This is a genomic window from Sphingobacterium sp. UBA5789 (assembly GCF_002418355.1).
Lineage (GTDB): Bacteria > Bacteroidota > Bacteroidia > Sphingobacteriales > Sphingobacteriaceae > Sphingobacterium.
On sequence record NZ_DIDX01000002.1, the window covers coordinates 31,745 to 56,972 of the forward strand.

A 25,228-nucleotide genomic window follows, 5' to 3' on the forward strand; every position below is an offset into this window, starting at 1 on the left:
GTTTCTCTTAAATAATATTTAAAAACCTTTAGAATAATTTGAGCTGCGGATCGGTTATTCTGAAGGTTTTTCTGTGATGTGGTGTTAGGCCGTATGCAAGGACAGCGTTTCTGTGTTTGACAGTGGGATAACCCTTATTCTGTAGCCAGTCATAGGCCGGAAAATCACAGGCTATGCTTTCCATATATTCGTCGCGGTAGGTCTTTGCCAGTATGGATGCCGCTGCAATAGAAAGATACTTCCCGTCCCCTTTGATAATACAGGTATGTGAAACTTCCGGATAAGGGATAAAACGATTTCCGTCTACTATAATGTATTCAGCCTTCACTCTTAGCTGATCCAATGCACGATGCATGGCCAGATAGGATGCATTGTGAATATTGATTTTGTCAATTTCTTCAGCGGAAACACTGGCTACGGCAAAGGCAAGAGCTTCCTGCTCAATAATGGGGCGCAATGCCATCCGTTTTTTCTCACTTAGTTTTTTGGAATCATTAAGTAGATCATGATGATAGTCTTTTGGAAAAATAACAGCAGCGGCAAAGACAGGTCCTGCAAGACAGCCTCTTCCAGCTTCATCACAGCCGGCTTCTATACGTTCTATCTGAAATGTGGATAATAGCATGGTATTCAATTAAACTTCAAAAGTAATATTTCTTAAGCCGGGATGAAAATGTAACTTCTCTGTGATTAACCTGCTTTTACAGTAATTAACACTTCTTATCAGTTCTTTTGTAACGAAAACGAATGATGAACAAACCTTTGGCAATTCTTTATGTCCAATCTCTTGTTTATCACGATTACCGGTTTATGAAGAAAATTCTCATCATATGTATATGTTTCCTGATTTCAATGTCTGGCTATGGGCAGAAGAAATCAAAACAACCTGTTGTTACTCTTCCTGCAATTGATAATGTAGTGATAGACGGACAATTAAAGGAATGGTCAGGAAAGCTTATTTCTGTTGGTCAGGATTCTTCCTGGAGCTATTCTGTTGCCCGAAACGGAGACTATCTGTATGCGGCAGTGAAAATTAAAGATAAAGAATTGCAAAAGGATGTAGTGCGTTGGGGTATAACGTTGGGAGTACATGGCAATGTAAAGAAAAAGGATGGGGCAGAATTGATATATCCGGTTGCTGACCGTGAAGATGTACGGGAGCTTGCACAATCTGATGATTATAAAGGACAGGATATCAGACAGGTGTTGCTTAATACAGCACGGGGATATCAGATTTCCGGCTTTCAGTCATTAGTGAATGGAAATCTTTCTTTCTCAAATAATTATGGAATTCAGGCGCAAATACGGATCGACGAACACGATAATCTGTGCTATGAGGCTGTTTTGCCGGTTTCAAGACTACCCATAGATAAGGATAAAGGTCCTGTCGGAATTCAGTTACAGTTAAATACGATGTGGTCAGCTATGGCCAGATCGGCCAAGGCTAACAAGGGAAGGGCCGTTGCCGGCGGAAGAGCATACGCTACACCGCAAATGCCTAAAAATCAAAGTAAAGTACAAACAGAGGTGTGGATATTGACCATACTGGAACAGAATTAATAATTATATACATATGAAAATACTTCAAAAGTATGCTGCTTTTTTTATCGTCTTCTGTATAGCGGCTACCAGCGCATTAGCGCAAACGGGTAAAAGCGTACAGGGTTTTCTGCGGGACAGCAAATCCCGTGTGGTGGCAGGAGCATCAGTCACTCTGATTTCAGATAAAGATTCGGTGGGTACCAGCTCATCAATGAGTGGTATGTATTCTTTCAGTAATGTAAAGGGAGAAAAGTTTAAAATCAAAGTAAGTAGTATAGGTTATGAAACTTTCGAGAAAGAATTTGCCTTCCAGACAGGACAGAACAGTCTGTCCATTCCGAGTTTTGAGCTGATGCCTACCAGTACGATGCTGGAGGAAGTCGTAGTCGACGGTGTTCCGACTGTGGTGGTGAAAAGTGATACACTGGAATATACTACACGCGATCTGAAATTACGGGACGGAGCACTGGTAGAAGATGCCTTAAAAAAACTGGAAGGTGTAGAAGTTGACAAAAATGGAACAGTGACAGCACAGGGAGAGCAGATAAAGCGTATCCGTATCAATGGCAAAGACTTTTTTGGAGGAGATGTGAAGACTGCAACACAAAATCTGCCTGCAGATATTATTGAGAAGATTCAGATTATTGATGATTATGGAGATGTGGCGAATCTGACAGGTAATAAAACAGGTGATGCTGAAAAGATTCTGAATATACAGATAGACCCTGCAAAAAATAAAGGATATACAACGACATTAAGACTTGGCTACGGTACTGAAGACCGGTATCAGGCGACAGGTATGATCCTGGCTATGAAAGAGGGTATGCAAATCTCAGCCTTAGGAAACCTGAATAACATCAATGCCCCGCTATTTGATTTTAATACACAAGGTGGTGGAGCAAGAAGACGTCAGGGAGGCGGTGGTGGCCGGGGAGGAGGCGGTATGTTTGGTGGTGCCAATGGAATTACCAATACCGGATCATTTGGACTAAACTACAGACAGGATTATAATGATAAGGTAACTGTATATGGTAGCTATAGCTATGGTCACGATGATAATGATGTTATTTCATCCAGCCTTAACAAATTTTTATACCCCGATTCTACATTAGACAAGAATACCGAGTCCACTACAAATACAATAGGTAATACCCATAGATTTGAAGCAAACCTGGAGTGGAAACCTTCTCCAAAGGATTTTATTAAAATCTCCCCTCAGCTTGGCTATGGAAAAACAACAACGGATACTTACAGTCATAATGAAAATCTCTTAAACGGAGTGCTGTATAATACTGAGACCAACAACTCGTACAGTTCTTCGAGGAGTCCGAATGTGGGCATTAGTGCTTTGTATAACAGACGTCTGAATGACAAGGGTAGAAATATTTTTTTCAATATGAACATCAATTCTTCGGGAACCAAACAAGATCAGGACCGTATTATTGAGACCTTAGTCGGCGATCCCAACAACAGCACTATTACGATGGATAGTATTTACAGGAGAACGCTGGCTGAGCTTGACAATAAAAGCTGGAACGGAGGTGCAAGTGTATCCTATATAGAACCATTGAGTGAGTTTGGTAAATTGGAAGTTTCGTATGACTACAATGTCAATACCTATGATAATAACCGCAATCAGAAAGCTTACAATCTTGACGGGTCAGTTCTGGATGACGATGACTTTAATTTTGAGCGGATGTATGATTATTCCTTTAGTACACATCGTGTAGGAGCCAACTACAGCTACAATAATGATAAAATCAAATATGCGATCGGGGCTTCGGTACAGCCTTCCATATTAGATGGTGATGCTATAGTGGACGGGAACAAAATCAATATTCACCGCAATGGGTTTAATTTTGTGCCAATTGCCAGATTTGAGTATAAATTCAATCGTCAGAAGAATTTGCAGATTAACTATTCCGGGAATTCCAATGAGCCATCTATCACACAGATACAGCCATTTACAGATAATTCTAATCCGACAAACGTTGTAACAGGTAATCCGGATCTGGCAGCTGAATTCAGACACAATCTGAGATTCCGGTTTAATTCATCTGATTTTCAAAAAGGAAAAACGTTCTTTGTGATGCTGAACGGAACATTGACTCAGGATAAAATCGTATCCAACAATTTCAGAAGAACTGATCCGGGATTGGGTATAATACAGGAAGTTAATTATCTGAATGAGGACGGAGCATTTAGTTTGAATGGTTTCTATCATTACGGACGATCATTCAAAAGCAAGACTTATAGTATAAACTTTATGGGAGGATTGACCTATAACAATAATCCATCTTACACAGACGGACAGTTGAATCTTGCAAAAAACTGGGCGCTGAACCAAGGAGTGATGTTTAGATATAACCCTTCCGAAAATCTGGAAATAAATCCGGGTTTCAGGTACTCGTGGAATCATACTAACAATACGCTTAATAATACTACAGTCGTAATGCAGTCTTATGCACCGACTTTGATCGGATCTGTTAATATTTCGCCCTCGGTTATTTTTGGAGCAGATCTGTCCAAAACATTCTATCAGGGAAATGCCTATAATGAAAACCCATTTGTTATAAATACATATGTAGAGAAAAAATTTATGAAGCAAAACAGAGGTACGCTGCGTTTACAGGCATTTGACCTGCTGAATGAGCAGACGAATATTTCAAGAACGTTTTCAGATATTCAGATCTCTGACAGCCGGACCAACAGACTCGGTCGTTACTTCATGCTGATGTTTACCTACAAATTCTCCAAGTTTGCAGGAGGTGTAGGTCCACAGGAAGAGAATAGATTTCCAGGAGGAGGACGTCCACCCAGAATGTAATTTTATACCTGTGAAATCGACAAACGGTTGTAGTTCTGAAAGACTGCAGCCGTTTTTGTTTTATAATTATGTAGTTTTGCACAGTCCCGTACATCGTAGGTATTGGAATACGAAGTATATTGAACACCCATAATATTTTTAGATGACTACAATGGAATATGAGATTATTCGATTATCGAATGGCATTAGGATAGTTTTATATCCCCAGCAAACTCCGATTACACATACCTGTCTTCTTATCAATGCCGGATCCCGTGATGAAGAAAACGGGAAATTCGGCGTAGCACACTTTATAGAGCATCTGCTCTTTAAGCAGACGGAACGAAGAAATACAAATCAGATTTTAAACAGACTGGAGACCGTAGGTGGAGACTTAAATGCATATACAACGAAAGAGTATACCTGTATTCACGCCTCTATTTTAAATCCGTATCTGGACCGGGCGCTCGACCTGTTTGAAGACATCATATTTCACTCTACTTTTCCTGATCTCGAGATGGAAAAGGAAAAAAGCGTAATTGTAGATGAAATGGCATCCTATCTGGATAGCCCGGAAGATGCAATTATTGATGATTTTGAAGATATTTTATTTGCAGATTCCGGCCTGGGACATAATATTCTCGGAATAGAAGATCAGTTGGTCGGTTTGGAAAAAAATGATATCCTTCGTTTTATGAAGGGAAATTATAATACCAATGATATTGTTATTGGTATTACGGGAGATTATAAAAAAACACAGATAGAAAAACTGGCCAACCGTATTTTCGGGCAGATCGAGAAATCTGTTATTCAGAGAGACAGGGCCAGCGTTACGGTGCATACTCCGCAACATATTCGGATGGAGAAGCCCATAAATCAGGTGCACTATATGTTAGGTACCCAAGCCTATGGTATAGGGGATGAACGAAAAACCGGGTTATTGTTATTGAATAATATGTTGGGAGGATTAGGCATGAGCTCTATCCTGAATTTATCTATTCGTGAAAAGTACGGTATCGCTTATACGATTGAGTCAAATTATTCCATGTTTTCGGATACAGGAATTTTTTCCATTTATCTGGGAACGGATGAGGAGAAGGTAAAAAAAGCGGTGTCACTTGTTTTCAAAGAATTGAATAAGCTGAAAGTGCACGGTCTTACAGCTACACAACTGCAAAAAGCAAAGAATAAATTTAAAGGACAGATTGCGCTGGCAGAGGAAAACAGAATGAGTATGATTATTGCTGTGGCAAAAAATATCATGGACTATGACCGGGTAATCACGCTGGAAGAAGTTTTTCAAAAAATTGATGAGGTGTCAACAGATGGTGCCAAAGAAATATTAGAAGACATCTTTGATACGGATAAGATGACATCTCTAAGTTTTGTGCCTTCGGAAGAGGATTAGGGATATTTAAGTATATTTGTTCCATTAACAATCAAGATAAAATATGAAAACAGCTTACGTGTTTCCGGGTCAGGGCGCTCAATTTGTAGGAATGGGCCAGGATTTGTATAATTTGAATGATGAAACAAAGGCTCTGTTCGAACAGGCTAATGATATTTTAGGATTTCGTATTACCGACATTATGTTCAATGGAACGGATGAAGAGTTGAAACAAACCAAAGTAACACAACCTGCTATTTTCCTGCATTCTGTAATCCTTGCAAAAGCTTTAGGTGAAAATTTCAAGCCGGATATGGTTGCAGGACACTCATTAGGTGAATTTTCAGCATTGGTCGCTGCAGGTGCACTGACTTTTGAAGACGGATTGCAACTGGTAGCAAAACGTGCTAATGCAATGCAAAAAGCCACTGAAATCGAGCCGTCAGCAATGGCTGCTATTTTGGGACTGGAAGATAACATTGTAGAAGAAACATGTGCGCAAGTAGAAGAGACAGTTGTAGCAGCAAACTTTAACTGTCCCGGTCAGGTCGTAATCTCCGGTACGGTTGCAGGAGTGGATAAAGCCTGTGAATTGTTATTAGCAGCTGGTGCGAAGCGTGCTTTGAAACTTAATGTCGGAGGAGCATTTCATTCTCCTTTGATGGAACCGGCACGTGTAGAACTTCAGGCAGCTATAGAAGCGGTTGATATCAAAAGTCCGGTTTGTCCGATCTATCAGAATGTAGATGCAAATCCGCAGACTGACCCCGCTGTCATTAAAGAAAATCTTATTGCACAATTGACAGGAGCTGTTCGCTGGACACAGACGGTACAACATATCCTAAGTGACGGAGCAGAAGCATTTGTTGAAGTAGGACCAGGCAATGTGTTGCAAGGATTGGTGAAGAAAGTAGATCGCCAGATCCCGACTTCAGCAGCCACAGTATAATTGATATAACATAAAATAGAAAAGTCCCATTCAAAAGAATGGGACTTTTCTATTTATTGCGGAATATCGTATAATGATCTTTTATAATAATATCAATAAACTCTTCCGGATTTCTATCCCGTTGAATGCCTAATATCTGTTCAAGTCTGGCGGATAAGGCCCAGATAATATTATAGTCTTTACGCTTAAATCCCTTATTATAAACATCCTTTATTGTATTGGCATCCTGATCGCTCAATTTGATGACCTGTGGATAGGTAATAGCTCTTTCTGCGGTTATTTCTGCAAACAAAGTATGGCTGAGCTGGGTATTTGTCTGTGTGCTGATCACCGTGGTATCTGCTGCCAGATCTCCGATACGTTGTCCTTTTTTTGACAATATGATACTGCTCATGCCTAATGCCCCCATACAAAGGAAAATGTCAACAATGGAACATACCCAACGGATAAAATACTGATAAGCAGTTGCCCTTGTGCCATCAATTTTGACAACTTTGATTTTCATTATCTTTTTTCCGAGTGTCTGCCCGGAAAGAACGGTTTCCATAACAAAGGGATAGAAGAAGGCAGGAAGCATAAACAGGCTGTAGAGCCCCATTGTCGTCCATGAATCTGATAAAAAACCTGCTCCGGAATACTTTAAAATAAGGACGGCAAGAATAACATAAGCTATAACAATAAGCTGATCAATCCCAAAGGCAATAATCCGGGCACCTAAGGTGGCTAAATTATATTCAAATTTTACGTTTTGAGGGGTGTTTATTAAGAGCTTATTCATATATTTGAGTAAATGCGTTGATTATTTTAATTATGCGAGAACCTTCATTCATAGACCGAAATAAAGAAAAATGGGCAACTATTGAAAGCAATTTAGCAAATAAAGCTGATATTGATCCGGATGAATTAGCCTCAAATTATATCGAACTTACGAATGATTTGGCATATGCGCAAACTTTTTACCCTCAAAGTAAGACAAAGCAATATCTCAACGAACTGTCCCTTATAGCTCATCAGAAGATTTATAAAGATCAACGGGCATCTAATAACCAGTTTCTACATTTTGTAAATTATGAAATCCCAGAGGCGATCTGGAAAATAAGAAGACAACTGCTCTATTCTCTCTTGATTTTCTGTCTTGCTGTAGGCATTGGCTTTCTTTCTGCTCATTACGATGAACAGTTTGTCCGGCTAATATTAGGAGATGGGTATGTAGACTTTACAACAGAAAAAATAAAAGAAGGAGATCCTGCCGCTATCTACGATGAAGGAGGTATGTTCGGATCTGCATTAGCGATTACCATTAATAATGTGAGAGTGGCATTTTATGCCTTTATTTTTGGGATATTCTATAGCATTGGGTCCGGTTATATCCTGTTCTCAAACGGAATTATGCTGGGCGCATTTCATTATATGTTTTTCAAGTACGGAGTGATGCAAGAGGCTATGTCCGCTATTTGGATACATGGAACAATAGAGATTTCAGTGATTATCATAGCCGGAGGCTGCGGTCTCACATTAGGAAACAGTATGCTGTTCCCAAAATCATATACACGGCTGGAATCATTTAAACGAGGAGCCAAGCTGGCGAGCAAGGTGCTCATCAGTACCGTTCCGTTTTTTATTATTGCAGGTACATTAGAAGGGTTTGTGACCCGTTTTTATCAGTCATCTTTAGCGATGTGCCTGGCTATTATTTTTGCGTCCTTATTTGCGATTGTATATTTTTATATTTGGAGACCTTATCAATTAGCCAGAAAATTTGAATGGAGTTAAACTTTGAGTTCAAAAAGGAACGTAAATTAGGGGAATTTGTGCAAGATTTTGTGGATTTGCTAAAGATCGTTATCCGGCATTTCTGTGCAACGCTTTTTCGGCTGGCGGTTATACCTCTTGCCATTCTGTTGCTACTGGTCTTTTATCTGACGACTAAAGTAGATTTTAATGCAGACTTCAGTGCCGGAGATATGATGCAGATATGGGGTCTCTTTATCGGTATAGTCTGTGTCCTTTTGTTGCTTTCTACTCTGTTTTTCGGCATAGCTATAGAATACTTTATCCTGTTGAAAAATCAGAATAATCTGGATTTCGGATCAACGGAAGTATGGAACAATTTTAAATCAAACTTTGGAAAGTATTTTAGGTTTTTCGGTGCATCTATTCTGGTGATGTTAATCATGATCATCCCGTTTTTCTTTGTCCTGATTATTGCTTCTTTTATTCCTTTTGTCGGTAACATAGTGGCCGGAGTCCTCATGTCCCTGATTGGTGTGTGGCTTTTCTGCGCTTTTATGCTGTATAGAGAAGGCTACTATTCTCTTGGCAGCTGTTTTAATGAAGCCTATCATTTGCTGAAGAAAAAAGTATATGATTATGGTGTATCCTCTTATATTGTCAGCGCCATTTTTCAGGTTATGCTTATGATGATGACATTGATCCCTGCATTGATCTTGGGATTGATTGCTTATAATACAGTTGGGTTCAACGATAATTTTTTTGATACCTTTTCCGGAAAACTGATTGTTTCGCTGGGTGGAACTATTTTCTCGCTGGTAACGATAACCAGCTATATGTTCTCTGTACTCATTTCCGGATTGATATATGAATCCGCTAAAGAATTACGGTTCGGAGAGAATATTTACGAAACAATAAATAATATTGGAAAGGAGGCAAATGGCCACTAATTTTCGTACCGTTATTCTTTCCATTTTCTTTATTACACTATGTTATTTCGGTTATGCTCAGGAACAGGACACGCTCTATACAGATCCTGATACAGCTACTTACGATGAACCGATAGATGCAACGGATGAACTTATTACCAAGAAGAAACAACATCCTTATTGGGAAGAAGGATACTATAATAAGGTACCGAGAATCCATGATATCCCGGCTGTAGATTCCGCAGAATTCAATAAAATGTTCAAAAAATATCAGAGTGAAGAATTTCTTTACAATGAAAAGGTACTTGAGAACATAAATTTTTTGAAGCGCTTAAAAAACAGGATTAATGACCTGCTATCTTCAATTTTACCGGATTTCTATTTTCAAAATCCGGAATGGATGTACAAACTTATAGGTGCTGTTTTCGTAGTTCTTCTGGTGTATGTTCTTTATAGATTAATATTTACAGGAAAAAAACTCTATACTGTACAGGAAAAGGAAGACGACGAAGATGCGAATGTGGCATTTGTCGAACGGAATCTTCTTCAGGTAGATGTGCATACATTTGTGGAGCAGGCACTAAAAGAAGAGAATTATTCCCTGGCTATTCGTTATCTCAATCTTCTGAATATTCAGACGCTGGCAAAAAAAGAATTGGTAAAGTGGAATTATACCAAAACCAATATTGAACTGATGAATGAAATGGACAACACAGAACTGAGAAAAGAGTTTGAAGCTTGTTCCAATGTCTTTAATTATGTGTGGTTCGGTAATTTTCCGGTAACGAAGGAGAACTATGAACAGTACGCTACACTATTCCGTGAATTTCAAACTAAATGGTCATGAAAAATACGGGTAAGTTTGGAATTATAGTGTTGCTGATCGCACTGGTATTGATTGCAATAATAGATGCAACCAGTCGCAAGCCTATAGACTGGAGAAAATCTTTTGATCAGCGGGACAAGATACCCTACGGATTATATGTGCTGCATCAGGAGTTGGGAAATATCTTAGGGAATGACCGCAAAATCGAAAACACAAAAAAGTCAGTTTATGAAACCTTAGAAGAGGATTCATTGCACGCAAAAAATACTGCTTTTGTGTTTATAGGTGACTATATAGACATTATGGGAGCCACTGCAACAGAGAAATTGCTGCAATTTGCAAAAGAAGGAGGAGAAGTTTTCATATCGACAAACTATTACTCCAGCAATCTTTTAGATACGCTTAATCTTTCTTCAGCCTATCTGGATGTGAATAAATTTTCGGGATTTTCGTTATTAGGCGATATAAACTACTCACTTGTCAACAGTCGCAAGAGAATAAAATACGATAAGATAGAACAGACATCAATCTTTGATCTTATCGATAGCACTAATATTTCCATTGCCGGTAATGCGTATGCAGGCAAGCATGCTGTCCCTAATTTTGTGGAAGTATCCTGGGGCAAAGGCAAGCTCTATTTGCATCATACTCCGGAAATGTTTACCAATTATTACATGCTGCAACATCAAAAATATGATTATGCAGCTTCGGCATTGAAATTAATAAAAGCTAAGCATATCATCTGGTGTGACAACTATTACAGGGAGGGGCAGCCAAGTACACCTCTGCGTATGATTCTTTCCTACGAAGGACTTCGTGAAGCGTGGTATTTGTTATTGTTTGGTCTTTTGCTATTTCTGTTGTTCCGAAGCAAACGTGAACAACGTGCAGTAGAGGTAGTGACTCCTGAGCCAAATCTGTCTAAAGAATTTGCTAAAACAATAGGGACGCTTTATTATGAAAATGGTGAGCCGGGAAATATGATAGACAAGAAAATAGATTATTTCCTTTTCGATATCAGAAATCATTTTCATCTGGACACGCTCCAGTTGAAGGATGAAAAATTTCTCAACAATCTGTCTCTGAAAGCAGGAATTTCACTTGCCGAAGCGGAAGAATTAATGAATTTGATAATGCGGTACAGGAATAGAAAAGACCTGTCTACCCACGATCTCAAGTTTATAAACAATAAAATAGAAGAATTCAAGACTAAATCTAATATGATATGAACGAATTAGAGAAATATATGCCCAACTTTGAAAGCCGTCTCGATCTGACAGAGCTGCAGGATAAGATGGAGTCGGTGAAAAGGGAAGTAAAAAAAGTAATTGTAGGTCAGGATCAGGTTATCAATATGCTATTGATGTCTATTCTTTCATCCGGACATTCCCTGATTGAAGGATTGCCCGGAGTCGCCAAGACGCTGACTGCAAAGTTGATTGCTAAAACTATTAACAGTACTTTTCGTCGTATCCAGTTTACGCCCGATCTGATGCCTTCAGATGTTACGGGTTCATCTATTCTGGATCTGAAGTCTAATGAATTTGAGTTTAGAAGAGGCCCTATTTTTGGAAATATCATTCTCATCGATGAGATCAACCGTGCCCCTGCAAAGACCCAGGCATCTCTTTTTGAGTGTATGTCCGAACGTCAGGTGACAGTAGATGGAAATACCTATCCAATGGATTCCCCTTTTATTGTCCTGGCAACTCAGAATCCGATAGAGCACGAAGGAACATATCGCTTACCGGAAGCACAGTTGGATCGCTTCCTGTTCAAGATCGTCGTTAACTATCCCGAATTCAGTCAGGAGCTAACCATATTAAAAGAACACCATGCACAGAAGGCGGGTAACAAAGAAGCGTTGGTTCAACAAGTTGTTTCTGGTGAGGAGATTGTATTGTTTCAATCACAGGTCAAGCTGGTCTTTGCGCACGAAGATGTCCTGAACTATATAGCGCAGATTATTGTACAGACCCGGACTAATCCGAATCTGACTTTAGGAGCTTCGCCGAGAGCTTCAATTGCAATTCTGGAGGCTTCAAAAGCATCTGCAGCACTTCTTGGGCGAGATTTTATCACGCCGGATGATGTCAAGTACGTTGCTCCTGCTATTCTTGGACACCGGGTGACACTCACTCCTGAAAAGGAAATGGAAGGATTCACCACGGAATTTATTATCAAACAAATTGTAGACGGTGTAGAGATTCCAAGATGATCAGGCGTATAAGAAGACTTTATTTCACTAATCAGTTTTTCTATTCCTTATTAGGAATGGCTCTTTTGTTTACTGTTTCCTTTTTTGTGAAGGGAATGTTTCTGGTAGTAGGTATTGTCTTCTGGCTACTGTTGATTTGTTGGGTTTGGGATCTTATGTTTTTGCATTTTGGTAAGAATAGAGTGGAGATTGAGCGACATTATCCTGAAAAATTATCCAATGGAGATGACAATCATTTTGAGCTTGCTTTTATAAGTCACTATCCGAAGAAGGTAAAAGCCAGAATCCTGGAAGAATTTCCAATGCAGTTACAGATTCGTGAAAAGGAATTTGAAATAGAACTGTCGTCTTTAATTCCGAAACATGTGGAGTACGAGTTGAGACCTACTAAAAGAGGTATATATGAATTCGGAAGATGTCATGTTCTGGTTCGGAATCTGGGCTTCTTCGAACGGAAATTTCTTTTGGAAGAACCTTTAAAAATTCCATGTTACCCCTCCTTTATTCAGTTGCGAAAATATCAGCTTATGGCGACAACAGACAGACTGAAAGAGATGGGAATCAAGCGGATCCGCAAAATCGGCTCAACTCTAGAGTTTGATCATGTGCGGGAATATGTGAGAGGAGATGAATACCGCTTTATGAACTGGAAAGCTTCTGCCAAACATAAAAAACTGATGGTCAATCAGTATCAGGAAGAGAAATCTCAGCCCATATATTCCTTTATTGATACCGGCCGTGCCATGCGCATGCCGTTTAACGAGATGACCTTGCTGGATTATTCGATCAATTCAGTACTTGTTTTGTCCAATGCTGCAATACTGAAGCAAGACAGAGCCGGAATGCTGACATTCTCAAACGGGATTGCAAATCATATTCCTGCGGAGAAGAGAAACAATCAGATGCAGAAAGTGTCAGAGGCATTATATAGTATTACTACGCTGTTTGAAGAGTCTGAATTTGGAAAACTATATGCATTTGCGAATAAGCATATTAATAAGAGATCTCTGATTTTTGTGTATACTAATTTTGAGACAATGGATAGCCTAAACAGGCAGATGCCTTATCTCAAAATGATCAATAAGACCCATATCGTTGTAGTCGTTGTATTTAAGAATACCGAATTGATACAGATGGCAAAGGAGAACACTCATTATACAATAGATATATATAATCAGATTATAGCGGAGAAATTTGTTTACGAAAAGAGTCTTATTATTCAGGAACTTAATCGGCAGGGGATACAGACGATTTATACCGCGCCGGAACAATTGACAATCAATTCAATAAACAAATATCTGGAAATAAAAGCCCGTGGATTAATCTAACTGCGTATCATGGACGAGTACTTTTGTCCAGTTACTGCTAAAATCCTCTATTGCCTTCAGGTGAATAGGATGAGTCTCATACGTATTGATGTATTCCATCTTTTCAAATACAACAATCAGATTGTATGTCCAGCTATTGTCAACCACAGGTCGTTTACTTGTTTCTGCAGGACGGCCATAGCGTAGACTTTTAATATTAGGCACTTTCCTCAAGGCTTCGAAAAACTTAGTAAAATCTTTAACCTGCTGAGCCGTTAGTTCTTCTTTTAGCCAAAAATATACAGAGTGTATGATCTGTCCGTTTTCTACAACCGCAAACGAGGATTTTGACTGTGCAAAAGCGGATATAGCCAATGCTGAAGTTCCGATAGTTGCAGCTGAAGATTGGAGAAATTTTCTTCTTTTCATAGTATGTTTGTCTTGATCGTTTTAAATATAGTAATAATTATAGACGGATAAAACAGAAAGGGCTTATCACATCCTGATAAGCCCTTTCAAATTTTTATAAGGTCAAAGCCTGTTAGATATTAAATGCAGCTTTGATCTGATCTACAAAATCTAATTTTTCCCAGGTAAACAGATCTACTTCTACCGTTTTTTGTTCACCATTGCTGTTTTCAAAAGTTTTGGTTACAGATCTTGGAGTACGTCCCATGTGACCATAGGCCGCAGTCTCTGAATAGATCGGGTTTCTTAATCCCAGGCGGGTTTCGATTCCGTATGGAGTCATATCAAATAACTCCGATATCTTTTGTGCAATCTGTCCGTCTGTTAAGTTTACTTTGCTGGTACCGTAAGTATTTACATATACACCCATCGGATCTTTAACACCGATAGCATAAGATACCTGTACTAATATTTCCTCTGCAACTCCGGCTGCTACCAGATTTTTTGCAATGTGACGTGTTGCATAAGCCGCAGAACGGTCTACTTTTGAAGGATCTTTTCCTGAGAAAGCCCCGCCGCCGTGAGCACCCTTGCCTCCGTATGTATCCACAATGATTTTACGTCCTGTCAATCCTGTATCTCCGTGAGGACCTCCGATCACAAATTTTCCGGTCGGATTAATGTGAAATTTGATCTTATCATCAAATAAGGATTGTAATTCTGGTTTTAGCTGAGCTTTTACACGAGGAATCAGGATTGCTTTAATATCTTCCGTAATCTTATTCAACATTGTTGATTCTTCATCAAAATCATCATGTTGTGTAGAGATTACAATCGTATCAATGCGTACAGGCTTGTGATTGCTGTCATATTCTAGAGTCACCTGAGACTTGGCATCCGGACGCAGATACGTGATTTCTTTATTCTCTCTACGCAAATCTGCCAGTTCGTAAAGCAGACGGTGCGAAAGATCAAGTGCTAAAGGCATGTAATTGTCTGTCTCATTGGTCGCATAACCAAACATGATTCCCTGATCACCGGCGCCTTGTTCTTGTTTTGTTTTACGGTCTACACCCTGATTGATGTCGGCAGACTGTTCATGGATAGCAGATAATATGCCACAGGAATTGGCTTCAAACATATAAGCTGACTTGGTATAGCCAATCTTTTCAATGACTGAACGTGCAATCTTCTGTACGTCCAGATATATCTTGGATTTTACCTCACCGGCAAGTACAACCTGACCTGTAGTGACTAAAGTTTCGATTGCTACACGTGCATCCTGATCCCACGCAAGGAAATTATCTATTAATGCATCTGAAATTTGATCGGCAACTTTGTCAGGATGTCCTTCCGAAACCGATTCTGAAGTAAATAAATAAGCCATAAGTATTGCTAATTAATGTAGACAGGCTCGCTGATAAGAAGGTAGAAACACAGGGAAGTGGAAAAACACGGAATGAAATAGTTTTAGCACTTTTTTACTGTGGTTGCAATCTCCTGCTACAGAGCTTCTGCCCGTAACGCAAATCAGTCCACAAATTGTTCGGCAAAGCTACAACTCTTTGACGAAATATAAAATTCAATTTTATACTCTACAATTAAAAATGAAAATTCAATGATATTAAAATTAACATTCATTATGTATACGGGCTTTTGTCTATCTTTATCCGGAAAAAATACAAGTAAAGACCTTTATGGCCGAGAGAAAGCGAATATTATTTGTCGTCAACCCTATTTCGGGAGGAAAACGAAAGACTGCGTTCAATAAGCAGGTTCTTGAGGTATTAGATCTTCAGAAATTTAATCCTACTTTTCAACAAACTAACCATCCCAATCATGCGTATGAACTTGGAAAGCTGGCAATTGAAGAAAAGTACGATGCCGTTGTAGCTGTTGGCGGAGACGGGACCATCAACGAATTGGGCTCGGCATTGGTAGGCTCTGATATTCCTTTGGGGATTATTCCCGAAGGTTCGGGAAACGGGCTGGCCTTATATCTGGGTATTCCGATGAATGAAGCTGCTGCACTGCGTAGGCTAAACCGATTTGAAGCTGTAGAAGTAGATTCCGGTCTGATCAATGACCGTAATTTTTTCAATATAGCAGGTATTGGATTTGATGCATCCGTAAGTGACCGCTTTGCCAATGAAAATATAAGAGGTCCTATCGGGTATCTCAAATCAGCTATTAATGTACTCAGTAATTATAAGCCCTGCATGTATAAACTGACCATTGACGGTGTGCAGTATGAGCGGGAGGCCTTCATGATCAGTGTCGCTAATTCTCCACAGTATGGAAATAATGCGTATATCGCTCCTCAGGCATCTGTTAACGATGGTGTGCTGGATGTTTGTATTGTGCACAAGTTTCCACTTTATACCTTGCCTATGATGGTTTTTCACCTGTTTAATAAATCTGCAGATCAGTCCGAGTATGTAGAAATCATTCCGGGCAAAGAAATCACTATTGAACGTGAAAAGGATGGCGCAGCGCATGTAGATGGGGAGCCGTTTGAGTTAGGCAAAAAACTGGATATACGAATCTTACCAAAATCACTTCGGATAATTTGTTAACTTAGTTCTATGAATAAGCATAAAAAACAACGTTTTGAAGGAATTGTATATTCCACTTCTGACGATTTTGATTATCAGGAGAGCGATATTACAGAAGAAGCAGAGACACTTCCAGCCAATAAGCAGTTGCTGAAAGTAATGATTGACCGCAAAATGAGAAAGGGAAAAGTTGTTACAATTGTAACCGGTTTCATAGGTTCGGATGCCGACCTGGAAATCTTAGCAAAAAAATTGAAGCAAAAATGTGGAGTTGGCGGGACATCTAAAAATGGTGAAATTATGATTCAAGGCGATTTTAAACAAAAAATAGTTGACTTGTTGAACCAGGACAGCTATAAAGTCAAAGTCGTTGGCGGATAGTTGTTTACACATCATTTATAACCTGAACCTTAACTTTTTGTAACAGAACTGATGCAATAACTCTCATAATTTGACGTTTAAAAAACACTTAGTTACAAGAGTATTCATGTGAGTAATCACTTACTTATTTTTAACACTTAATGATTTATTAATTTGCATATCAAAAAAAAAATGGTTTTCATTGTAAAAAATTACAGCATTAAGCATGATTTTGACAAGATAAGAATGACGGGCAATGATTCTGCTGATGTATTGTTCGTTTTAAAACGTGAAAATCAAAATGAAAATTTAGAAAATTGTATTTTAATGCAACATTAATTTTATTTTTATTACAAAATGCTATATTTGTTTCTCACATGAGTAACAGATATAGATCTAGATTGCACATAATTGAATTAAACATTATATTAAACAACAGTAAAAAATCTAAAATTTAGTAAAAATGGCAAACGCACCAAAAACAACTAGTCCTGCAAAACAAGAGAGCGGAAATTCAGGTTCCCTATTTGCAAGTTTAGCAATCATCATTTGTTTCATTGTTGGTTTCGTAGTATGGAAATATGTAATGGGAGCACCTTCTAACTTCCAGGAAAATAATCCAGAAAACCAACCTCTTCCAGGAAACTACTTAGGAATGGTATACCACGCTGGTGCTATCGTACCTATCCTTATCGGTTTATTCTTAATGGTGTGGGTTTTCTCTATCGAACGCTTGATCGTTATCAACAAAGCTTCAGGTACTGGTAATGTTGGTAACTTCGTAAGAAAAGTACAAACGTTAATCAACGGTGGTAACATTGACACAGCTATCGCTGAGTGTGACAAACAAAAAGGTTCTGTTGCAAACGTAATCAAAGCAGGTTTATTGAAATACAAAGACGTTTCTGCTAACCCAGGTCTTGATTCAGAAAAATCAGCATTAGCTATCCAAAAAGAAATCGAAGAGACAACAGCATTGGAAATGCCTATGTTGGAGAAAAACTTAAACGTTATAGCAACATTAGTTTCTATCGGTACATTAACAGGTCTATTAGGTACAGTAACAGGTATGATCAAGGCCTTCTCTGCATTAGCAACAGGTGGTGCTCCGGATTCAGCTAAATTAGCGAACGGTATCTCTGAGGCCCTTATCAATACAGCAACAGGTATCGCAACTTCTACATTCGCTATCGTAATGTATAACATCCTTACTGCAAAAATCGATAAATTAACTTACTCAATTGACGAGGCTGGTTTCTCAATCGTACAAACGTACGCGGCTAACCACAAATAAGAATCTGATGTTTTTTTCGATTCTTTTATGGAATCGTAAAACGAAATGCATCATATATCAAAGTATATTGAGTAATTAATTTTAGAAGTAAAGAAAAATGGGAAAAGCTAAAGTAAAAAGAACGAGTACGTCCATCGACATGACAGCCATGTGTGACGTATCCTTCTTGCTTCTTACATTCTTCGTATTGACATCTACAGCACGTCAACCGGAAGCATTCCCTGTAGACACACCAGCTTCTACCACAAAAGATAAATTGCCGGATACTAATCTTGGTATTATCACAATCGGTGGAGAAGGAAAAGTGTTCTTCGGAGTGAAAGAACGTGAAGTTCGTAAAAGGATGTTAGAAAGAATGTCGGCGAAGTACAATATTCAATTCTCTCAAGAGGATTACACAAAATTCGAATTAGCTGAGGATTTTGGTGTTCCGATTAAGAATTTGCGCCAGCTTTTGACACTTGACGTGAGTCAACGTGTACAGCCGGGAGTGCAAACAGGTATTCCTGTTGATAGTACAGAGAATAATACAAACGAATTGTATCATTGGGTTCAGTCAGCAAGATTAGCAACAGCTGAGATTACAAAAGAAAAAGAAAGCGAGAAGGATTTTGTTGATCCGGGACCGATGAAAATTGCAATCAAAGCAGATGCTAACGAGAAGTATCCATCAATTAATTTAGTAATTGAGACTCTTCGTAACCAAAAGCAGAACAAATTCAGTTTTGTAACAGGTCTAAAAGGTAACGAATAATTAACGTCTCATTTTAATTAAATAGAAGAAAATGGCAGAATTAAATCAAGACTCCGGTAAACAGGGGAAAGGTGGCAAAGTAAGAAGTAAGAAAAATGGTGGTAAAGTCGATTTGACAGCCATGGTTGATCTTGCGTTCTTATTGATTACTTTCTTCATGTTAACTACGTCTTTAAACAAGCCTCAAGCGATGGACGTTGCAATGCCTGATAAGAATAAAATGGACGCTACTGACAATCTGGAGATTGCAGATAACCGTTCTATCACATTATTATTAGGTTCTGACAATAAGATTTTATGGTACTACGGACAATTAAAAAGTCCGATTACCCCTCCTACAGCCATTGATTATGGTAAGGATGGTCTTCGTAAAGTCATTACTGAAATGAAAGCAAGAGTTCCGGCTGCTGCTGGAGGAAAGGATTTGATCGTAGTAATCAGACCTAGTGAGAAATCTGTTCAACGTAATCTTGTCGATGTATTAGATGAGATGAAAATTGTAGATATCAAACGCTATATGATTTCAAAAATCACTCCTGAAGAAATAGATGTGTTAAAGCGTGAGAATTTGTATAACGACTAGTTTTATAAAATTTTAAACGCAAAAAAATAAGAAATTATGTTTGGTTCAAAATTAGATTTATTCAAAAAGGAATGGCTAGACGTTGTTTTTGCGAATAGAAATAAGGAATATGGAGCTTACCAGCTTCGTAAACTGGCACCAAGAGCGACTAACGTTGGTTTAGCAGCTGTTATAGGGTTAGTTATCCTTTTGAGTATTCCAAAGATTTTCAACATCAAGTTGATTCCAGATAAGCCGGTAGAACCACCTCCAGTAATCACGGAAGTGACCCTGGAAGATTTGGAAATCCCGGAGCCGCCAAAAGAGGAAGAAGAGCCTCTTCCGGCGGAAGAACAACCACAGCGTATTGCTCAGGAACCACCTGCTGAAGACCTTATCCGTTTTCCAGAGCCTAAAGTAGTTCCTAAAAATCAAGTGAAAGAAGAAGTGGCTGCTCAGGAAGACTTCAAAGACGACAAGAAAACTCCTGCTCGTATTACGCTTAAAGGTACTAAAGGTGCATCTGGCGTTCCTACAGGAGAATTTGGTCCTAAGAAAGTCGATGGTGCTGTAACGGGTACAGAAAAAGGTTCTCCTGACGGTACAGGTTCGAATGAAATCTTTACTGCGGTAGAGGTGAATCCAGAGCCACCGGGCGGTATGAAAACTTTCATGAAATGGATCGGCGATAACTACCAATATCCTTCAGCTGCATTAGAGCAAGGTGTTAATGGTGTGGTTCAAGTGTCATTCGTTGTAGAGAAAGATGGTAGTCTTACTGACATCAAAGTACAACGTGACTTACAATATGGTACAGGTCAGGCTGCCGTAACGTTACTGAAAAAGGCTAAAAAATGGTCTCCAGGTATACAAAACGGACGTCCGGTACGTGTAGCATATACATTGCCAATTCGATTAAACACTATTAATCAGTAATTTGTGACAAGTAACAAATTTAACAATAGTACGAATAGTTACAGACAGAAATCGCCTCTAAAGCGATTTCTGTCCATTTTAGGACTATTTATGTTTGGCCTTTACTTCGTGCTGGGGCTTCTTATCATCTTCTGGAATAACTTTCCGTTAGAAATTAATCCTACCTATCGTACTTTTTTCGGGATTTTGCTTATCGTCTACTCTTTCATGAGATTTGCGAGACTTTGGCAAAATAATTTTAGGGATTAAAATCATATCAATTAATCTTTTTAGCATTTATCTAATCTATAGCTGTATGAACAAAAAGGTAAGCTTTCGGATTTTTATGTTGGCAGTTGCTACAAGCCTGGCTGTGTTTGCATCTTGTAGCAGTCGTAGTTCTAAAGATGGATCCGATGAGGAAAAGGCAAAGCATGGAGATATTTTAAATGGAAGACTATCTGTAATCGTAGATGAGACTCTTTTACCTATTATAGAAGAGCAAGTAGATGTTTTTCAGAATTCTTATAAGGACTCCAAAATCGAGTTAGTTTCAGCTCCGGAGGTGAAAGGAATTAATCTGTTGTTGCAGGATCGGGCTAAGACTGCAATAATGACAAGAAAGCTTTCTGCAAGTGAGGAAGAGTATTTTAAAAAGAAATCTATATCTCCCAAAGTATTTCAGATAGCTATAGATGCGGTCGTTTTTATTAGTAATACTGGTCGTGCGGATACAAGTATTACCGTTGAAAATGTGGTAAAAATATTAAAGGGTGAAAATATCGGACAGAATTATTCGTTAATACTGGATAATGTCAATTCGAGCACGCTACGTCAATTAAAAGATATTGGCAAAATTGAAAAAATTTCGGGAAAAGGATTGAAAGCCATGGAAAATGGAGAAGAAGTCCTTTCTTATGTGGCCGAACATACAGATGGAATAGGGATTATTAGCTATGATCAATGGCTAAATGCAAAACGTTCTTTTCAGAATAAAGATAAAATTCGTACCTTAAGCGTGCAAAATTCGTTAACAAAAGAAGGAGATAATAAATTTTATCTACCAAATCAGTCAACTTTGGCAGAGGGTTTGTATGTATTAAGTCGTCCGGTGTATATTTTAAACTATCAGCCGGACATGGGACTTGGGGTAGGCTTCTCTGCTTTCCTGACAGGAGACAGAGGTCAGCGAATTATGTTAAAGGCAGATTTAGTGCCTGCAACAATGCCAGGTAGAGAAATAATTATTAGGGATAAAGTAGAATAATTCGTTATTTAGAAAATATAAATAGAACACAAATAGATTATGACAAAAAGCAAATTATTTTTAAGTCTATTATTTGCAGGAGCTGTAGGAACAGCAAGTGCGCAGAGCTTGAAGGATGCTCAAGCTGCAATGGAGGCCGAGCAATATGATAAGGCAAAAGGTATTTTGGAGAACTTGGTTCAGAAAAAACCAAAGGATGGAGACAATTACTTTTACTTAGGTCAGATTTACCTGGTAAATGATAAAGTGGATTCAGCTGCTATTATCTTTAACAATGGTTTGACTAACGATCCTAAGTCGCAGTTAAACAGTGTTGGTCTGGGTATTGTTGATTTAAAAAACAACAATAACTCTGCTGCTGAACAGAAGTTTACAACAGCAACTTCAAACTTAGGTAAGAAGGATTACTTACCATTATATTTTTCAGGTCGTGCTTTGATCGATGCTCCTAAACCGGATTTCGCAAAAGCATTGGAGTATCTGACTCAGGCAAAAGCTAAAAATGCAAAAGATGCATTGGTACCTTTAGCTTTGGGTGATGCTTATGCAGGTATGAATGAGTCCAGTCTGGCTTATGTTCAGTATCGTGATGCGATTTCTCTGGATGAAGCATTGATTCGTGCAAAAATTGGTCAGGCTGTGATCACACGTAGAGCACAGGCATATGATGTAGCTATTGAGTCTTTGACTGCATTAAGTCAGGAATTCCCTAACTATGCTCCTACTTACCGTGAATTGGCGGAGACTTATCACCTTTCTTCCCTGAAAATTGATGATGAGGCAAAATACAAAGAGATCAATAAACAAGGTGTTGATGCATATAAAAAGTATATCGAACTAACTGGTGACAAGTCTTTAGAGGCAAAAATCAGATATGCAGATTTCCTGGTATATGCTCGTGAGTATGCAGAATTGAAAACTGTTTCTGAAGAACTGGCTAAAAATCCGGATATCGATCCTAAAATTTACCGTTATTTAGGTTATATCTCTTACAATCAGGATAAAAATTACGCTAAATCAGCAGAGTACCTTAATTCATTGTTCACTAAAATGAAACCTGAGCGTGTAATCTCTCGTGACTACTTGTTCGCTGGTTTGGCTAATATCGGTGTTGCTTCTGCAGATACAACCGGTGGTTCATCTGCTGCTGCAGATAAAGGATTGGAATTCCTGAAAAAAGCAGTTGAATTAGATAAAGAAGAATTGTTACCTGAAATTGCTGAGACTGCATTTGCAAGATATCAGGATCGCGACATGGTAGCTGCTGCTAAGATTTTCGAAATCCCGGGTTCAATGCCTGAGTCGGAGTATTATTATGATGCTAACTACTACATCGGAGAGATCAACTACAACTTAGGTCAGAAAAAAGTTTCTGCTGAAGAAGATGGTAAACCATTCTTTGATAAAGCGGATAAAGCTTTCGGTGTTGTTATCGGTGCTACTAAACAAGAAGTTGTTGACAAATACTTAATTCCTGCTCTATACTACAGAGGTTTTGCGCAATTAGGTTTGGATAATCTAGAAGAGCCAGAGAAAATGCAAGGATTATTTGTTCCTTCATTCACAAAATTGATTGAAGTGATCAAATCAAAACCGGCAGATCCAAAAAACAATGATTATTTAGTTGATGCAAACAACTATTTAGGAGTATTCAATTATGCAAAAGGTAACAATCCTAAAGCAAAAGAATTCTTCCAGGCTACATTAGCTATTAATCCTGCTGATGAGTTTGCTAAATCGTATATGGAGGCGCTGTAATTCAGCTTCTAAACAATACATAAAAAGGTGGCCGATTTTTCGGCCACCTTTTTTATTATCTTGGATTTTAGCGTATAAAATGCTAATTTTAAAACATAAATAACCAAAAAATGTACACATGGAAACAGTAAACCTAGCCAGTGCACCCGTCGACTATTTACCTATATTGATACAACTGCTTGTGGCAGTGAGCTTTGGTGTAGGAACGATCATCATTACCCATATGATAGGTCCCAAAGTAAGGACCGAGAATAAACTTTCTTCCTTCGAATCCGGAGTTGAAGTAAAAGGAAATGCCCGTCAACCTTTTTCCATTAAATACTTTCTGGTCGCAATTCTATTTGTCATTTTTGATATAGAAGTGATCTTTATGTACCCATGGGCGGTCAATTTCAGATCGTTTGGCATGCAAGGTTTGATTGAAATGTTTGTCTTTATGGGACTGTTACTTTTAGGCTTTATTTACATTATTAAAAAGAGAGCTCTGGACTGGGATTAGAATAATTCTAAATAATTTTTTGATTTACAATAAATTATATTTTACAGTACCTTTAGGAAGTAATCACTATAAGCGAGTCAATATAAACAATAAGAACTACTATTATGAGTAATGTCAAGTTGGCTGAAGCTCCTCCGGGAGTAGAAGGATCAGGATTTTTTGCGACAACTTTAGATAAAGCTATCGGTTTGGCTCGTGCTAATTCGTTATGGCCATTACCTTTTGCGACTTCTTGCTGTGGTATTGAGTTTATGGCGACAATGGGATCTACTTATGATCTGGCACGTTTCGGAGCTGAAAGACCTAGTTTTTCGCCGAGACAAGCGGATATGTTATTGGTAATGGGAACCATTGCTAAAAAGATGGCTCCCGTTCTGAAGCAGGTATATGTACAGATGGCAGAGCCCCGTTGGGTGATCGCTGTCGGAGCCTGTGCTTCTAGCGGGGGAATTTTTGATACTTACTCCGTGTTGCAGGGAATAGATGAGATTATCCCGGTAGATGTATATGTGCCAGGTTGTCCTCCAAGACCCGAAGCTATTTTAGATGGCGTACTGCGCCTTCAGGAGATTGTAAAGAATGAATCTCTTAACAGAAGAAATACACCTGAATATAAAGCATTGTTAGAAAAGTACGGAATAGTAACTGATAATGGATAAACTTAGTAATATACAACTGTGGGAGCGTCTGCAAGAGCATTTTGGAACTAAAGTCAAAAATGCATCTGAGTCTTACGGTCTGCTGACCATACAGACTTCAAAAACAGATATAATAGATGTACTGGCTTTTATAAAAGATGATACTATACTTCAGTTTATCTATCTGACGGATATTACAGCTGTACATTACCCTAATCAGGAAGAAGCTTTTGCTGTAGTTTATCATGTGCATAGTCTGGTTCATAATGTGCGTATCCGGATCAAAGTTTTTATTGACGGTCAGCATCCTGCGATTCCGTCAGCGACTGTACTTTGGAACGGCGCAAACTGGATGGAGCGCGAAACATATGATTTCTTCGGCATCCATTTCGAAGGACATCCTGATCTCAGAAGAATTTTGAATGTGGATGAAATGACAGTCTTTCCGATGCGAAAAGAATATCCATTGGAAGATCCGAACAGAGTAGATAAGAAGGATTTTTATTTTGGCCGATAACTAAAT

At 38.6% G+C, this 25,228-nt stretch carries 25 protein-coding genes; 21 read left to right on the forward strand and 4 right to left on the reverse strand.

The genetic code is table 11. From position 1 onward, the window contains the following. Positions 1 to 28: 28 nt before the first annotated feature. Complete coding sequence (locus tag B4B65_RS05480) at positions 29 to 625, reverse strand: ribonuclease HII (RefSeq protein WP_201680951.1); 597 nt, start codon at positions 623 to 625, stop codon at positions 29 to 31. A gap of 185 nt (positions 626 to 810) precedes the next feature. Between B4B65_RS05480 and B4B65_RS05485 the strand changes: the two genes are divergently transcribed. The 4 genes from B4B65_RS05485 (at position 811) to fabD (ending at position 6,684) form a co-directional block, all read left to right on the forward strand. Next, positions 811 to 1,560 carry a hypothetical protein gene (locus B4B65_RS05485; RefSeq protein ID WP_293914145.1) on the forward strand — a complete coding sequence of 250 codons (750 nt, stop codon included), beginning with the start codon at positions 811 to 813 and terminating at the stop codon, positions 1,558 to 1,560. Between the two features lie 13 nt (positions 1,561 to 1,573). Next, positions 1,574 to 4,369, forward strand: a complete 2,796-nt coding sequence (locus tag B4B65_RS05490; protein ID WP_293914147.1) for an outer membrane beta-barrel protein — start codon at positions 1,574 to 1,576, stop codon at positions 4,367 to 4,369. A 142-nt stretch (positions 4,370 to 4,511) separates the two neighbouring features. Next, positions 4,512 to 5,756: a M16 family metallopeptidase gene (locus B4B65_RS05495; protein ID WP_293914149.1), complete on the forward strand. Its 1,245-nt coding sequence runs from the start codon at positions 4,512 to 4,514 to the stop codon at positions 5,754 to 5,756. Positions 5,757 to 5,799: 43 nt separating this feature from the next. Further along, on the forward strand, positions 5,800 to 6,684 hold the full coding sequence (fabD, locus tag B4B65_RS05500) for an ACP S-malonyltransferase (protein ID WP_201680947.1): 885 nt from the start codon (positions 5,800 to 5,802) through the stop codon (positions 6,682 to 6,684). Positions 6,685 to 6,733: 49 nt separating this feature from the next. Here the strand turns inward: fabD and B4B65_RS05505 are convergent, their stop codons facing one another. After that, positions 6,734 to 7,462 carry an RDD family protein gene (locus B4B65_RS05505; protein WP_201680946.1) on the reverse strand — a complete coding sequence of 243 codons (729 nt, stop codon included), beginning with the start codon at positions 7,460 to 7,462 and terminating at the stop codon, positions 6,734 to 6,736. Between the two features lie 32 nt (positions 7,463 to 7,494). On the opposite strand from B4B65_RS05505, the gene B4B65_RS05510 reads away from it, so the two are divergent. The 6 genes from B4B65_RS05510 to B4B65_RS05535 are packed head-to-tail and all read left to right on the forward strand — an operon-like array spanning position 7,495 to position 13,716. Then, entirely contained in the window at positions 7,495 to 8,457 is a 963-nt protein-coding gene (locus B4B65_RS05510; RefSeq protein WP_201680945.1) for a stage II sporulation protein M, read from the forward strand. Further along, positions 8,448 to 9,365 carry an ABC transporter permease gene (locus tag B4B65_RS05515; RefSeq protein WP_201680944.1) on the forward strand — a complete coding sequence of 306 codons (918 nt, stop codon included), beginning with the start codon at positions 8,448 to 8,450 and terminating at the stop codon, positions 9,363 to 9,365. Before B4B65_RS05510 ends, B4B65_RS05515 begins: the two co-directional genes overlap by 10 nt. Then, entirely contained in the window at positions 9,355 to 10,191 is an 837-nt protein-coding gene (locus B4B65_RS05520) for a hypothetical protein (RefSeq protein WP_293914153.1), read from the forward strand. The genes B4B65_RS05515 and B4B65_RS05520 overlap by 11 nt, the downstream gene beginning before the upstream one ends. Further along, positions 10,188 to 11,399: a DUF4350 domain-containing protein gene (locus B4B65_RS05525; RefSeq protein WP_293914155.1), complete on the forward strand. Its 1,212-nt coding sequence runs from the start codon at positions 10,188 to 10,190 to the stop codon at positions 11,397 to 11,399. Before B4B65_RS05520 ends, B4B65_RS05525 begins: the two co-directional genes overlap by 4 nt. Continuing rightward, complete coding sequence (locus tag B4B65_RS05530; protein WP_236582324.1) at positions 11,396 to 12,388, forward strand: AAA family ATPase; 993 nt, start codon at positions 11,396 to 11,398, stop codon at positions 12,386 to 12,388. The genes B4B65_RS05525 and B4B65_RS05530 overlap by 4 nt, the downstream gene beginning before the upstream one ends. Next, positions 12,385 to 13,716 (forward strand): DUF58 domain-containing protein, encoded by a 1,332-nt coding sequence (locus B4B65_RS05535; RefSeq protein ID WP_293914158.1) that lies wholly within the window; start codon positions 12,385 to 12,387, stop codon positions 13,714 to 13,716. Before B4B65_RS05530 ends, B4B65_RS05535 begins: the two co-directional genes overlap by 4 nt. Here the strand turns inward: B4B65_RS05535 and B4B65_RS05540 are convergent. Next, entirely contained in the window at positions 13,708 to 14,124 is a 417-nt protein-coding gene (locus B4B65_RS05540; protein WP_293914160.1) for a Dabb family protein, read from the reverse strand. The two genes, B4B65_RS05535 and B4B65_RS05540, sit on opposite strands and share 9 nt — an antisense overlap. A 112-nt stretch (positions 14,125 to 14,236) precedes the next feature. Next, positions 14,237 to 15,490 (reverse strand): methionine adenosyltransferase, encoded by a 1,254-nt coding sequence (gene metK, locus B4B65_RS05545; protein ID WP_201680940.1) that lies wholly within the window; start codon positions 15,488 to 15,490, stop codon positions 14,237 to 14,239. A gap of 310 nt (positions 15,491 to 15,800) precedes the next feature. Here metK and B4B65_RS05550 point away from each other — a divergent pair, with 310 nt between their 5' ends. From B4B65_RS05550 to B4B65_RS05600, 11 genes are all read left to right on the forward strand, one after another. Then, a complete protein-coding gene (locus tag B4B65_RS05550; protein WP_201680939.1) occupies positions 15,801 to 16,679 on the forward strand; it encodes a diacylglycerol/lipid kinase family protein in 879 nt (292 codons plus the stop codon). Positions 16,680 to 16,688: 9 nt separating this feature from the next. Beyond that, positions 16,689 to 17,039, forward strand: a complete 351-nt coding sequence (locus B4B65_RS05555; RefSeq protein ID WP_293914163.1) for a translation initiation factor — start codon at positions 16,689 to 16,691, stop codon at positions 17,037 to 17,039. A gap of 442 nt (positions 17,040 to 17,481) precedes the next feature. Next, positions 17,482 to 18,312 (forward strand): MotA/TolQ/ExbB proton channel family protein, encoded by an 831-nt coding sequence (locus B4B65_RS05560; protein WP_003013025.1) that lies wholly within the window; start codon positions 17,482 to 17,484, stop codon positions 18,310 to 18,312. 97 nt (positions 18,313 to 18,409) lie between these two features. After that, the gene (locus B4B65_RS05565) at positions 18,410 to 19,066 is read left to right on the forward strand and encodes an ExbD/TolR family protein (protein ID WP_201680937.1); all 657 of its coding nucleotides are present in this window, start codon (positions 18,410 to 18,412) and stop codon (positions 19,064 to 19,066) included. Between the two features lie 31 nt (positions 19,067 to 19,097). Further along, a complete protein-coding gene (locus tag B4B65_RS05570) occupies positions 19,098 to 19,649 on the forward strand; it encodes an ExbD/TolR family protein (protein WP_003000221.1) in 552 nt (183 codons plus the stop codon). A 36-nt stretch (positions 19,650 to 19,685) separates the two neighbouring features. After that, a complete protein-coding gene (locus B4B65_RS05575) occupies positions 19,686 to 20,564 on the forward strand; it encodes an energy transducer TonB (RefSeq protein ID WP_003000219.1) in 879 nt (292 codons plus the stop codon). Between the two features lie 295 nt (positions 20,565 to 20,859). Continuing rightward, positions 20,860 to 21,810: a PstS family phosphate ABC transporter substrate-binding protein gene (locus B4B65_RS05580; RefSeq protein WP_293914169.1), complete on the forward strand. Its 951-nt coding sequence runs from the start codon at positions 20,860 to 20,862 to the stop codon at positions 21,808 to 21,810. Between the two features lie 39 nt (positions 21,811 to 21,849). Next, positions 21,850 to 23,568 (forward strand): tetratricopeptide repeat protein, encoded by a 1,719-nt coding sequence (locus B4B65_RS05585; RefSeq protein ID WP_293914171.1) that lies wholly within the window; start codon positions 21,850 to 21,852, stop codon positions 23,566 to 23,568. A gap of 118 nt (positions 23,569 to 23,686) precedes the next feature. Continuing rightward, positions 23,687 to 24,067, forward strand: coding sequence for an NADH-quinone oxidoreductase subunit A (locus B4B65_RS05590; protein WP_201680935.1), 381 nt, complete (start codon positions 23,687 to 23,689; stop codon positions 24,065 to 24,067). 104 nt (positions 24,068 to 24,171) lie between these two features. Next, positions 24,172 to 24,726, forward strand: coding sequence for an NADH-quinone oxidoreductase subunit B (locus tag B4B65_RS05595; protein WP_003013014.1), 555 nt, complete (start codon positions 24,172 to 24,174; stop codon positions 24,724 to 24,726). After that, positions 24,719 to 25,222: an NADH-quinone oxidoreductase subunit C gene (locus B4B65_RS05600; protein WP_293914174.1), complete on the forward strand. Its 504-nt coding sequence runs from the start codon at positions 24,719 to 24,721 to the stop codon at positions 25,220 to 25,222. The genes B4B65_RS05595 and B4B65_RS05600 overlap by 8 nt, the downstream gene beginning before the upstream one ends. Positions 25,223 to 25,228: the final 6 nt, after the last annotated feature.